Annotated in this window: 14 protein-coding genes; 13 read left to right on the top strand and 1 reads right to left on the bottom strand. The window is 35.9% G+C overall.

Annotation, left to right across the window (positions count from 1 at the left end):
• Positions 1-654: 654 nt before the first annotated feature.
• The 5 genes from ltrA (at position 655) to NYQ66_RS04600 (ending at position 3,764) form a co-directional block, all read left to right on the top strand.
• Positions 655-1,980: a group II intron reverse transcriptase/maturase gene (ltrA, locus tag NYQ66_RS04620; RefSeq protein ID WP_259867358.1), complete on the top strand. Its 1,326-nt coding sequence runs from the start codon at positions 655-657 to the stop codon at positions 1,978-1,980.
• A 294-nt stretch (positions 1,981-2,274) separates the two neighbouring features.
• A complete protein-coding gene (gene tatA / locus NYQ66_RS04615; protein ID WP_259867357.1) occupies positions 2,275-2,475 on the top strand; it encodes a twin-arginine translocase TatA/TatE family subunit in 201 nt (66 codons plus the stop codon).
• A gap of 21 nt (positions 2,476-2,496) precedes the next feature.
• A complete protein-coding gene (gene tatA, locus NYQ66_RS04610; RefSeq protein WP_407652045.1) occupies positions 2,497-2,691 on the top strand; it encodes a twin-arginine translocase TatA/TatE family subunit in 195 nt (64 codons plus the stop codon).
• 78 nt (positions 2,692-2,769) lie between these two features.
• A complete protein-coding gene (tatC, locus tag NYQ66_RS04605; protein ID WP_259867355.1) occupies positions 2,770-3,525 on the top strand; it encodes a twin-arginine translocase subunit TatC in 756 nt (251 codons plus the stop codon).
• Between the two features lie 20 nt (positions 3,526-3,545).
• Complete coding sequence (locus tag NYQ66_RS04600; protein WP_259867352.1) at positions 3,546-3,764, top strand: YozE family protein; 219 nt, start codon at positions 3,546-3,548, stop codon at positions 3,762-3,764.
• Between the two features lie 116 nt (positions 3,765-3,880).
• On the opposite strand, the gene NYQ66_RS04595 is transcribed toward NYQ66_RS04600, so the two are convergent.
• Positions 3,881-4,210, bottom strand: coding sequence for a YolD-like family protein (locus NYQ66_RS04595; protein WP_259867351.1), 330 nt, complete (start codon positions 4,208-4,210; stop codon positions 3,881-3,883).
• A 328-nt stretch (positions 4,211-4,538) separates the two neighbouring features.
• On the opposite strand from NYQ66_RS04595, the gene NYQ66_RS04590 reads away from it, so the two are divergent.
• The 8 genes from NYQ66_RS04590 to tnpA form a co-directional block, all read left to right on the top strand.
• Complete coding sequence (locus NYQ66_RS04590; RefSeq protein WP_259867349.1) at positions 4,539-4,739, top strand: transcriptional regulator; 201 nt, start codon at positions 4,539-4,541, stop codon at positions 4,737-4,739.
• Positions 4,740-4,812: 73 nt separating this feature from the next.
• Positions 4,813-5,967 (top strand): exonuclease SbcCD subunit D, encoded by a 1,155-nt coding sequence (locus NYQ66_RS04585; RefSeq protein ID WP_259867347.1) that lies wholly within the window; start codon positions 4,813-4,815, stop codon positions 5,965-5,967.
• 1 nt (position 5,968) lies between these two features.
• Complete coding sequence (locus NYQ66_RS04580; RefSeq protein WP_259867345.1) at positions 5,969-9,076, top strand: AAA family ATPase; 3,108 nt, start codon at positions 5,969-5,971, stop codon at positions 9,074-9,076.
• A 154-nt stretch (positions 9,077-9,230) separates the two neighbouring features.
• Positions 9,231-9,611, top strand: coding sequence for a YhcU family protein (locus tag NYQ66_RS04575; RefSeq protein ID WP_259867343.1), 381 nt, complete (start codon positions 9,231-9,233; stop codon positions 9,609-9,611).
• 81 nt (positions 9,612-9,692) lie between these two features.
• Positions 9,693-9,941, top strand: a complete 249-nt coding sequence (locus NYQ66_RS04570; RefSeq protein ID WP_259867341.1) for a DUF2584 domain-containing protein — start codon at positions 9,693-9,695, stop codon at positions 9,939-9,941.
• A gap of 479 nt (positions 9,942-10,420) precedes the next feature.
• Positions 10,421-10,978 carry a YqfQ family protein gene (locus tag NYQ66_RS04565; RefSeq protein ID WP_259867339.1) on the top strand — a complete coding sequence of 186 codons (558 nt, stop codon included), beginning with the start codon at positions 10,421-10,423 and terminating at the stop codon, positions 10,976-10,978.
• Positions 10,979-11,065: 87 nt separating this feature from the next.
• Positions 11,066-12,034, top strand: coding sequence for a peptide-methionine (R)-S-oxide reductase MsrB (msrB, locus tag NYQ66_RS04560; protein WP_259867336.1), 969 nt, complete (start codon positions 11,066-11,068; stop codon positions 12,032-12,034).
• Positions 12,035-12,294: 260 nt separating this feature from the next.
• Positions 12,295-12,587, top strand: a 293-nt coding sequence (gene tnpA / locus NYQ66_RS04555; RefSeq protein WP_259867333.1) for an IS200/IS605 family transposase, incomplete at its 3' end; no start/stop codon positions are given.

The raw sequence follows: 12,587 nt of genomic DNA, 5'->3' as shown, positions 1-12,587 counted from the left end.
CTTTTGTGCGCTTGGCAGCGCATCGGACTAATGGGTGAAAGTCCCAAACACACCGTAGTGGCGGAAGTGTATAGCTGACAGGTAGTGCATTGTCCGTGAGGAAGTGTGCGGAGGACCTGAAGGCAAAACCTGGAACAGGCGACAATTCAACCGTGTTGGCTGGTAGAGTCGGATAACCCTGCAAAAGAAGGGAGTGTCCTATTCCACAAGAGGACTCTGCTAGTTATGAGGACTGGATTCAGGTGAAAGCCCGGTGACGTGACCCAAGGAGATCTCATCGTCTCCACATTGTGGTAACCTTCAATCAAGTCTGGGATGGACAAGATGAAGTTATGGGTGGTAAGAAGTCAGAGCAGGGGATAGTAGTGATCAAGCTTACTGGAAAAGTCGCAAAGGTAAGTGACTTAGTACTTTGTTACTGAGAGGAGCCCTCTAACCTAAAAGGTAGGGACTTTATGCGAAGCCCGTCTGTCCGTGGAAGAAAAACCGAGTTATCTTAGAATATGTCATGTCCATACAGAAACCGATAGGACAAATCCGTAGATTCGGGGTCGAACAGAAGGGTAGACCGTATGGGGCGTAGTACTTGTGAAACTGCTGATATTGCCGAAGTTGGGCTAGTCAATCAACAGAATGAAAGGAAAGAAACGGAACATGAACGGAAAAGAAGACAAACAAGGTTTTCGTGAGGGAGCAAAGACCCCACAAAAGAGAAAGTGGTATAGTCTCATAGATAAAATATGGGTAATGCCAAACATGGAGGAAGCCTTTAAAGAGGTTAAAAGGAACCGTGGAGCCGCAGGGGTAGATGGAATAACAGTTAAGGCTTTTGAATTTGGAGTGGAGGATAATGTACAAATCCTTCAACGTGAATTACAAGAAAAGACATACAAGCCGAGACCAGTTAAACGTGTATATATTCCGAAGGCTGATGGTTCAAAACGACCTCTAGGTATCCCAACCGTGAGAGACCGAGTAGTACAGGCTTCTGTACGTAGAATAATAGAACCAATCTTTGAAGCTAAATTTCTTGATTGTAGTTTTGGCTTTAGACCGAATCGAAGTGCACATATGGCATTAGATAAAGTCCGAAAGGATTTAATGGATGGTTATGTGTATGTAATTGATGCAGACCTAAAATCATACTTTGATACAATTCCGCATGATAAACTAATGTCGTTGGTTAGAGAAGAAATAGTGGATGGAAGTGTTATTGGATTACTCGAGAGTTTCCTCCAAGCAGGAGTTATGGAGGGTGGCAGTTTCCACTTAAACGAAAAAGGATCTCCACAGGGTGGTGTCATCAGTCCGCTACTTGCGAACGTATATTTGCATCCGTTGGATGAACTTATGACAGAGAGAGGGCATCGCATTACAAGATATGCAGATGACTTTGTCATCTGTTGTAAATCACAAAAGGGTGCTGAGCGAGTACTCAAGTCAGTTACTCGATTCCTTGAAGAAAAGCTTGGGCTTATAGTTCACCCGGAAAAGACTAAGATTGTAAATAATATGAAAGAAACATTTGTCTTTCTTGGACATGAATTTAAGAAGGGTTACTGGGTTAAGCCTTCAGAAAAGTCAATAGAGAAGTTTAAGACTAAAATCAAGGAAATTACAAAACGAAACCAAACGATTAATATTAGAGTTTTGGTAAAAGAGAAACTAAACCCTTATCTACGTGGATGGGGAAACTATTTTGGACACTGGCATACAAAGACAATGTTTACTGAATTTGATAAGTGGATTAGAAGAAGATTGCGGTCAGTACAACTTAGGAGTTGGCGGAAAATAAGAAAGCTACATAGGGAATTACGTAGAAGAAAATGGGAAGGAGAACTTCCACGCTTACGAATGTACGCTTGGAGAAGTTCGAAATGCACACCAGTGCATACAGCACTTTCCAATAAATGGTTTAGAGAAATAGGTCTCGTATTTCTTGTGGATATTTACAATGAACATCATCCCCAACGGGGATAATCGCGGAGGAGCCGTATGCGAAGACCCGCACGTACGGATCTGTGAGAGGCGCATGAATAAAATTCATGCGCCTACTCTATTCATGCAAAGACACCGACACCTATGAAAAAGTAAGGGGGAATCTTCATGAAGTTTGTAGATTTTATGAAATAATAATAGAATAAAGGACATCCGCCTAAATACGTGATAAGATGTATATATTATTAAGTTTTTATAATTTTAAGTTTGTAAACCTACAATGATTGCTAATTGTAATAATATAAAGTATTATTCTAACTATAAGAGGTGATTGAAATGGCATCAGCAATTGGGATTCCAGGATTAATCCTTATATTGATTATTGCATTAATCGTATTTGGACCAAAAAAACTTCCGGAAATTGGTAAAGCAACTGGACAAACTTTACGTGAATTTAAAAAGTCTGCTCGTGACTTAACAAACGAGGATTCTGAAGAACAAAAGACATTAGATCAGTCAAAAGAAAAAGGAAAATAATAATCATCGGAGTGATGTAAGATGTACATGGGATTTGTCGGAAATATAGGATTCCCAGGATTGATTTTGATTTTGCTTGTTGCGTTAATTATCTTCGGGCCTTCTAAATTACCAGAGATAGGTAAGGCTGTAGGGAGTTCGTTAAGAGAATTTAAAAAAGCAACAAATGGTATCATGTCAGATGATGATTCAAACAAAGTAGAAGACAAAAAGTAACATGTTACGAAGGTGTGAGGGATTAAACCTTACATCTTCTTTTCTTGCTAAATGAAAAAATGTCGGAAGGAGGATAATATGTCCAATGAACAGCAATACTCTGACACAACAGAAATGAATTACCTAGATCATTTTTCTGAACTGCGAAAAAGACTAATATGGACAGCGATTGTTTTCCTAATCTTTTTTATTATCGGCTTTTTATACGTAAAAGATATTGAACAATTTTTTATGAAGGACATAGATATTCAACTAACATTAATTGCACCAGGTGAAATTATATGGATTTATTTTATGATGGCCTTTCTTGTTGGTGCTGTTGGAACCATTCCTTTTCTTTGTATTCAAATTTGGTTATTCGTTAGACCAGGCTTGACCACCAAAGAAAGAAGAGTGTCTTTATCTTACATACCTGCTATTTTCATTTTATTTAGCGGCGGGTTAGTGTTTGGTTATTATGTGTTTGTTGAACTTATTTTACCTTTTTTATTATCCTTAAACGATGGTATGTTTAATGAAATGTTTACGGTAGAAAACTATTTCCGTTTCTTATTTCGTGTTACTTTTCCTTTTGCAGTTTTATTCGAAATTCCAATCATCACCATGTTTTTGACTAGTCTAGGAATTGTAACGCCTGCTTTTTTACGTAAAACCAGAAAGTATGCTTATTTTATTTTAATTGTCATTGGTACCATGATTTCGCCACCTGATTTTATTTTGCAGATTGTTGTAGCGATCCCGCTAATCATCTTATATGAAATTAGTGTGGTCCTATCAGGCTTTGTGTACAGAAATAAACAAAAAAAACATGAAACATATATGGACGAGTCATAATGTTATAAGGAGTGAATCGTATGCGCTCATTCTACCACTATATGATGACGTATCGTGGAGCAAAAAAGCCTACGAATGAAAGTCGCTTGGCAGATTGGATGTTTGATGATCATGATTTTCCAAAGCATTCAACGTCATATGATGAAATCAGTGGTTATTTAGAATGGAATGTCCCATTTGCCGAAGCTGTTCAAGTGTTTGACCGACTTTGGGAAGAATATATTACTAATGAAAATTAGATGTAAAATGTTTTAAGGGCTTCTTATTAGGAGCCCTTTTTATATAGAAGTGAAATTTCATATCGATATGTGTAAAGAAATAACGCACTATTTGATACTCTCAACACAAAAGATAGTTATGCTTCTTTTACATCAATAATTTCAGGTAAATAGATGCTCACTATATCATCATCTGCTTGTTTTAACTTTAAACAATGATTATGCATGACAACCGATGAAATTATTCCTTTATATTCCTTGTAGTTATTGTTTTTATATACGGTGATGGAGATGGCAAGGTGCCTTTGATAGGCTTCATGGATCATTTCATTTATTTGTTCGAGCTCTTGTTCATCTAACAAGGGCTTCTGTTTATTTTTATCCTCCCGCCATAAGCGTTGTAACATTTCTACATGTTCAGGAAGCATTAAGGATGTCCATTTAATAGAACCTCTGTCATTTACCATGATGTTCACTCCTCTTTCTAATGTGCTTTATTGTTTTACCGCCAAAACTTCAGAGTAGATCCATACTGTGCAGTAAACGATTTTCTTACTTCCTCACTTACTAGATGGGTGGTAATACGCCGCTACGGAAAGCGAAGTATTCTGCCGGAACGGCGTTATATCACACACCTGTTTAACAAAATCAAATAAATATAACTGCACAGTTTATGAATACTATGTCACATAATTATGATTAACTCCTTTTTATATTATAACCAAACATTTGTTCTGTTTTCAATGGATAAAGAACATTTGTTTGGTATATAATAATAAAAAAGGAGGAATAGTCATGACTTTTGAACAAGTGGAGCGAAATAAAGATCGAATAGTTGATATTATATATTGTTCAGCTAATGGGGAATTTACCCAGCGTCGGATAAAGGTGGTAGGTGTAACAAAACAACAGTTATACGGATATTGCTATCTTCGAAGACAGTCCCGAACGTTCTTAATCGATCGAGTTCTTGCATGGCAGCCTGCTTCCGTATAATGTAAGAGGGAAAACACACCAACAACATACGACAAAAAAACATGATAAAATAGGGGAGAAGGAGAGGGATATCGTGAAAATATTACACACAGCTGATTGGCATCTGGGGAAAATTGTGAACAGTGTTCATATGACAGAAGACCAATCCTATATACTAGATCAAATCATTTCTATTGCAAAAGAAGAGAAACCAGACGTCATTGTAATAGCCGGAGATTTATACGATCGATCGATTCCACCAAAAGAAGCGGTGGAGCTATTAAACAACGTGTTAACAAGTTTAATAGCAGAGCTCCGAATACCAGTTCTAGCAATCTCAGGAAATCACGATAGTCCTGATCGGTTAGAATTCGGTAATCAATTATTTAAAGCACAACAGTTATATATAGAAACAAAATTAAAAGGAGATTTAAAACCTGTAACTATTCACGATGAGCATGGTCCAGTACATTTTCATTTAATCCCATACATTGAACCGGCAGACGCTCGTTCGTTTTTTGAAGACGATAATATCCAATCACATCAATCAGCTATGAAAGCAATTATTAATCATATTGAAAAACACAATGACATGACAGAACGGCATGTATTTGTTGGTCATGCTTTTATAGCTGGTGGGATGGAATCAGAATCAGAGGAGAGACTTTCCATGATAGGGGGAAGTCCATACGTGGATGCTAATCTATTCCGCGTATTTCGTTATGTTGCTTTAGGTCACTTACACCAACCTCAACGAGTGACTAGCGATGTAATCCGTTATAGTGGCTCTATTTTAAAATATTCTTTTTCGGAATCAACCCATAATAAATCAGTTACGCTAGTCGACATGGATCAACATGGGACATGTACGTTATCATTTGTTCCTTTGGTGCCAAAGAGAGATATGAGAGTAATAGAGTCCTATTTTGATGAATTAATGAGTGGTGAGGCATTAGAATCTACAGAAGATTATTTGCATATTCGACTATTAGATGATGGTCAATTGATTGATCCAATGGGAAAGCTAAGAAAAAGGTACCCAAATATTCTTCGTTTGGAACGTAAGGTATTAACATCCAAGATGCAATTAAATGATTTAAATCGGATTAGGCAAAAACAACAAATGACACACTTGCAATTATTTGAATCCTTTTATGAAGAAATGAAAGGTGCGACCATACCTGAGGAGAGACAAGGTCAAATGGCAAAAATAGTTCAATCTCTAGTTGAGCAAGAAAGGGAGAAATAAGATGCGGGCAATTACATTAACACTCCATGCGTTTGGTCCTTATAGTAAAGAGCAAACCATTAATTTTAATGACTTAGGGGACGAATCGATTTTTCTAATTACTGGCCCTACAGGAGCTGGTAAAACAACTATATTCGATGCCATTTGTTACGCTTTATATGGAAGAGCAAGTGGTAGTGACCGAGATCAAGACTCATTGCGAAGTCATTTTGCAAATACGGATGAACCGACAAGTGTGGCGTTTACTTTTCAATTAAAAGATAAGACGTATGAAGTAACAAGATACCCTAGGCAGTTAAAACGAAAAGAGCGAGGTGAAGGATTTACAGAGGATCCTGCTCGTGCGGAACTATATGAAATAGTAAATCAAGATCATCAACTAATCTCTGCGAAAATTAAAGATGTTAATGAAACATTAGAGCAGATGTTAGGACTTGATTATGAACAATTCAGAAAAATGATTATGATTCCTCAAGGTGAGTTTCGCCGCTTAATATCTGAAAACAGTAAAGAACGGGAAGAAATATTACAAAAAATATTCCATACCCATTTTTACGAAAGGATTACCGATGAATTGAAAAAACAGGCGAAAGAATTACGCGAACAGATTGCTCAATTACAGTGGAAGATCGATCAAGAAGCAGGAAAGATTAAGTGGAAATATATAAATGTTGAGGATCATGAATCAACGGATGAATTGTTAAAACAATTGGATGAGGAAATAAAATCTACTAAGAAAGATAAACAACAATGGAGTGAGAAACTTTTAAAAGATAAAGAACAATTAAAGGCTGCTCAAGAACGTTATTATAAAGGCAAACAATTAGCAGAAAAATTTGAAGAGTTCAATGCATTAAATAAAAAGAAAGCGAATTTAGTAGAATTAGAACCATTTATTTTAACAAAAAAGAAAACGTTAGATATTGCCAAAAAAGCCGAGCAGATTGTTCCGTTCGAGAACCAAGTTAATGAACGAAAGCAAGAATGGAAAGAGCAACAAGTGAAACTAGAAAATCAGCAATCAAAGCTTAAGAAGAGTGAAGAAATCTTTGTACAGATAAAGATGAATTATGAACAAGAATTAAACAGAGAAGACGAAAGAGCAAAAGTGAAAGACACCATTGAAACAAAAAAACAGCAGCTAGATAAATTATTTTATTTCACAGAGATACAAGGAAAGTTTAGTTATATTGTAAAAGAGAAAGAGACCCAACAGCAATATGTAAAAAGTATACAAGAAAAGGTGGGACATTTGACTTCTCAGCTGGAAAAGATCGAATACCAGTTAAAGGATCAAAATCAATGGACAAAATCCTTCTATAATTCTGAAGCTAAACTGAAAGAGATGTCAGATAGATTATTGCGATTGAAGCGACTGCAAACAGAAGTGAAAACACTAGATACCATGCGTGCAGACTATCAAAAAGTACATCATCAATATCAAGAAGTTGGCATAAATTATAAACAAAAAAAGCAGGAATTGGAAAAATTAGAAGAGCAGCAAAAAAGAAATCATGCATATTATTTAGCCCAACACTTACATGAAGGGGAAACATGTCCAGTTTGTGGTGGTGTAGACCATCCTAACAAAGCAATAGAAGGCGAAGGCTCTGTATCTGAAGAAGTAATAAAGAAGCTCAAGCACGAAATAGAACAGATTGACAAACAACTTCAACATTGGCAAGACAAATTTGTCCAAGTGAAGTCAGATGGGCAAGCCCAACGAAAGCTTGTAGAAGATATGTATAAAGAGTTAAAGGATTTCCTTAGCTCCCAGGAAGAGGAAGAAATAGCTGGAACAGTCGTGGAGTGGAATGAACGAATTAAACAATCCACAGAAAAACATAACGAAATAAAGAACCATATTGCTTGGATGGAAGAAGCAGAAAAAAAGAAAGAAAAGCTACAAAAAGATAAAAAAGATCTAGAAGTAATGGTTGAAGCAGAAAACAAAAAGCAAGAAAAAATTAATGAATCGTATATACGACTGCACACGCAAATAGAATCTGTTAAAAAGGAATTGACCGATCCTCAAAGGGATCCAAATGATTTGAGGGTGGAAATTAATAATCAGGAAGAACATTATCAGAAATGGATGGAACAGTGGGAAAAGCTGAAGAAAGATTATGAAGCTATAAAGAACAACTTGCAACAAGAAAGAACCGTGTTGGAACAACTGCAAGAATTTGTGGCGAATACAAAACAAAGATACGAATCACAAATGGGGATTTTTGAACAAAAAATAAATGAGAACGAATTTGAATCTATTGAATCCTATAAACAGGCTAAACGGTCCACAGTTGAACAAGAACAAATGCAAAAAGAAATCGATGACTTCGAACGGCAACAGTCATCCGTAGAACAGAGACTTGTAGAATTGGCAAAACAATTAAATAAGGAAGAAAACCCCGATTTAAATGACTTAATAGCTACAGTTCAAACACAAGAAACAATTGTTGAGCAGGCAAATCAAAATTTTCAATCGTTAGTACATCATATCGAGCAACATTCGGAAATCTTTGACATAATTGAAGTGTTACACGAGAAATATCAGAATGTAAGTAAACAATATTATGATATTGGAGAATTAGCAGATCTAGCAAGAGGAGAAAATCATCTGAAATTATCATTCGAACGCTATGTTTTATCATCCTTTTTGGACGAAATTCTCTTGCAAGCTAATTTAAGATTAGATCAATTAACAGAACACAGATACCAGTTAATAAGAAGTGATCAAATTGCTAAGCGTGGAGCACAAAGTGGGCTAGATCTTGAAGTGCTTGATCATCATACTGGTCAACAACGTTCGGTCAAAACGTTATCGGGTGGAGAAGGATTTAAAGCAGCACTTAGCCTAGCTTTAGGAATGGCTGACGTTGTACAAGCTCATGCAGGTGGTGTCCAATTAGATACATTATTTATTGATGAAGGATTCGGTACGTTAGATGAACTATCATTGGAGCAAGCGATTAACTGCTTAAAAGGGCTGCAACAAAGCAATCGGATTTTAGGAATTATCTCGCACGTGCCGCAATTAAAAGAAGAAATACATGCAAAGTTACAAATCACACCTTCACCTCAAGGTTCTAGAGCAGCATTTACTTTCTAACAAGTTTGCCAATAATTACACCTTAATTATGGTAGGAGGTACGTGTTATAGTATAAGAAATAAGACTAATTCCCCTTATCATTTGGATAGGGGAATTTCCTTTAGATTGAATTTAAACTAGGATTACTAAAACTAGTTTATTAGGAGGTAAACAATGAAAGTAGTAACAGCATCAACTCCAGAGCAACATGACTATGTAAAATGTCTAATGAAAGAGTTGTATGAAAACATTTTTCCTATCTATTTTTCAAATGCTTACATACAAAAGCTTAAAAATTTTGAACTGATGACAATACCAAATATGGAAGAATTAAATTTAAATGAAATTATGGAAGTTACGGCATCGCTTCAAACGATTGCAACAATCTTAAAACAGTTTGGAACCACAAATGAAATGTTGGAAGAATATGAACAAGTCTTTAGCAAAAATACAATAATCTTAACAAAGTATGGTATTGATTTCCCATTTCAGTTGACTGATTTTAAATTGAATAGTAACTACTGCTCTTCAAAACAAAATTCGTTGTACATTTAATTTTCAGTGTTACGAAAAGAACTAGAGTAGGATATAATATAAACATAAAAACACACGAATGAAATAGTGGGAGGGTTTATCATGTCCATGCCTCTAGCTTTTGAGTGGAGACTAATTACACATGGTAAGGAAAAACGCATCGTAGGTGAAGAAAATTTGTTTGAGATCACTTGCAATGGATATAAAGTTTTCCCTATTAATGAACAGATTGAAATACGGAGACATCATGACTCAGATCAAATCGGAAATGGAAAGATCGTAGAACTTACGTGGAAAAACGATGTAACAATATGTAAGTATCAACTTCTATCTCTTTATAATGTCAATTAACGACAAAACACGCAAACTAAAATCGATATCAGTAGTTTATTGCGCTTGCCCGGGAAATACTTTTTAAACTTTTTGGAAATATAAATTCATTAAATTGTCATAGCAGGAAACGTTTTATAACGGTAGAACCATTTATAATGAAAGTATAATAAACAGTTTCAAGATTTTTAAATTTTGAAAGAGGGGATTTTATTATGCTTTCTGCAGTTCTATTTGGAATTATACTAACTGGAACTATTGGCTTGATTATTACTGCTGATATTATTGCTGACTAAAGTAAAAAAGCAAAAAGTGGCTATTATGTTTGTCTTGCATAATAGCCACTTTTATTTGCTTCTAGTTATTTAAAACTGTTCCTGAGTTGAATTGTTCCTACATCGAATTATATTCCTATAATGAAAACTCCTTATCTGCCTACACCTATTTCATTTTAATACGTACAATAAACTAACAATACAATTCGGGAGAGAGGGATAAGTATGTTTTCACCACCACGTGGTCAATCAGCATTTCGTCAGTTTTCAAATCCGTCTAATTTTAGGCAATCACCTTTTTTCGGATCTGGCTTTGGTAATCCGTCATCATTTGCACAGGCACAGACAGGAAAAGGTGGAATTGGTGGACTATTAGGTAGATTCTTTGGTTCGGGTGCATCTGGTGCTACCGGTGCAGCGAAGTCGGCATTAGGTAGTGGAGGGGGTATTACACAAACATTAGCAAATATCCAACAAGTGATGAACATGGCTCAGTCTGCTACACCGATTATTCAACAATATGGTCCAATGGTTAAAAACATCCCAACAATGCTATCCTTAATTAAGGCATTTAATGAAGATGATGACGAAGAGGATGAAACAAAAGAAGGAAGTAGCGGAAGTAGTGATGAACAAGGTGAAAAAAAGACTGGAAATAAAATTGAAGTAAAAGGTGAGAATATAAATAAAATGGAAACAGAGGTACATTCGAAAAATAAACAACAACAAAAAAAGAAATCAAGTACACAAACTGGTACGTCCACACCAAAGCTTTTCATATAAATCAATGCAGACTTCTTGCTTTTTTTTATGATTAGATTAAAAATGAAACTAACACTATACCAATTCGATTAACTAGGAGGATGATTTGTGGATAGTACTAATTTAGAAAAAGCAACATTTGCTGGGGGGTGCTTCTGGTGTATGGTAGAGCCTTTTGATGAACGACCAGGCATTCACGAAGTTATCTCCGGATATACGGGGGGAAGGACAGAAAATCCCACTTATGAAGAAGTATGTTCGAATAATACAGGTCATGTAGAAGCAGTGCAAATTACATTTGATCCTACTATTTTTCCTTACGATAAATTATTAGAGGTATTCTGGCAGCAAATAGACCCTACAGATCCTGGGGGACAATTTAATGATCGTGGTGAATCGTATCAAACAGCTATCTTTTACCATAATGAACAACAGAAAAAACGTGCGGAGGCATCAAAACAAAAGTTAGATGAAAGTGGCAAATTCAAAAGTCCAGTTGCAACCAAGATACTTCCTGCAGCTACTTTTTATCGTGCAGAAGAAAAGCATCAAGATTATTACAAAAAGCAATCCTTTCACTATCGTCTTTATAAAAAGGGATCAGGCAGAGAAGATTTTATTAAAGAACATTGGTCGAAAAAAATTGATAAAGAAAAGTTAAAGCAAACATTGTCTCCACTGCAATATCATGTCACGCAAGAAAGCGGGACGGAAAGGCCATTTCAAAATGAGTATTGGAACCATGAAGAAGATGGTATCTATGTCGATATTGTCAGTGGTGAGCCTCTTTTTTCTTCCCATGATAAATATGATGCGGGTTGCGGATGGCCAAGCTTTACCAAGCCTATTGATAGAAAACAGCTAAAGGAAAACATGGATACAACCCATGGAATGAGGCGAATAGAAATTAGAAGTAACGAAGCTGATTCACATTTGGGGCATGTTTTTGAAGATGGACCTAAGGACCAAGGTGGTCTTCGTTATTGTATGAATTCTGCTGCCATGCGTTTTATTCCAAAAGATAAATTGGAGGAAGAAGGGTATGGTGACCTTCGATATTTGTTTGAAAATAAATAATCATGTTATAAACCCCTCTGCAGCATGCAACGCTGCAGAGGGGTTTGTTATCATTTCATGATTTTATGCATTCTTATCCAATCGATATTCTAGAATACTGTTTGGTTGTCTGTTATAGAAATAGCCCTTACATCCACGCGGGCTTGCCCCGTGGATGTAAGGGCTTCGCTCAAGGGCAGTTCTTAAACTGCTCTACTTGAGCGATTTTTTGTTTGGTGAACAAAAATATAGATTGAGAACATACATTCCCGTGTGGTAAAATGTTTGTAAGTAGAAAAGAAAATAAGATACAAAAATTAGTTGAAATGATGAGTGAGTATAATAGATTAAATCATTGTAAGTTTCTTATCCAATATCACATCATTTGGTGTCCAAAATATCGATTTAACGTACTTAACGAAAAAATAGAATTAGAATTAAGGGGAATCCTTCGGATTATCAGTGAACGATACGGATATGAAATAAAGGAAATGGAAATCATGCCAGATCATATTCATTTATTCATCTCTACAAAACCGACCGTTTCTCCGACTGATGTAGTTCGCACTCTTAA

This window comes from Aquibacillus koreensis (genome assembly GCF_025154055.1).
GTDB classification, from domain to species: domain Bacteria; phylum Bacillota; class Bacilli; order Bacillales; family Amphibacillaceae; genus Aquibacillus_C; species Aquibacillus_C koreensis.
Note: the sequence above shows the minus strand (reverse complement) of the source record. Positions and strands in the feature narration are given on the sequence as shown.

Bases quoted from the DNA above. Each gene is read 5' to 3' on its own strand.
- ltrA (WP_259867358.1), top strand. From the start codon at position 655: ATGAACGGAAAAGAAGACAAACAAGGTTTTCGTGAGGGAGCAAAGACC.
- tatA (WP_259867357.1), top strand. From the start codon at position 2,275: ATGGCATCAGCAATTGGGATTCCAGGATTAATCCTTATATTGATTATT.
- tatA (WP_407652045.1), top strand. From the start codon at position 2,497: ATGTACATGGGATTTGTCGGAAATATAGGATTCCCAGGATTGATTTTG.
- tatC (WP_259867355.1), top strand. From the start codon at position 2,770: ATGTCCAATGAACAGCAATACTCTGACACAACAGAAATGAATTACCTA.
- NYQ66_RS04600 (WP_259867352.1), top strand. From the start codon at position 3,546: ATGCGCTCATTCTACCACTATATGATGACGTATCGTGGAGCAAAAAAG.
- NYQ66_RS04595 (WP_259867351.1), bottom strand. From the start codon at position 4,210: ATGGTAAATGACAGAGGTTCTATTAAATGGACATCCTTAATGCTTCCT.
- NYQ66_RS04590 (WP_259867349.1), top strand. From the start codon at position 4,539: ATGACTTTTGAACAAGTGGAGCGAAATAAAGATCGAATAGTTGATATT.
- NYQ66_RS04580 (WP_259867345.1), top strand. From the start codon at position 5,969: ATGCGGGCAATTACATTAACACTCCATGCGTTTGGTCCTTATAGTAAA.
- NYQ66_RS04575 (WP_259867343.1), top strand. From the start codon at position 9,231: ATGAAAGTAGTAACAGCATCAACTCCAGAGCAACATGACTATGTAAAA.
- NYQ66_RS04570 (WP_259867341.1), top strand. From the start codon at position 9,693: ATGTCCATGCCTCTAGCTTTTGAGTGGAGACTAATTACACATGGTAAG.
- NYQ66_RS04565 (WP_259867339.1), top strand. From the start codon at position 10,421: ATGTTTTCACCACCACGTGGTCAATCAGCATTTCGTCAGTTTTCAAAT.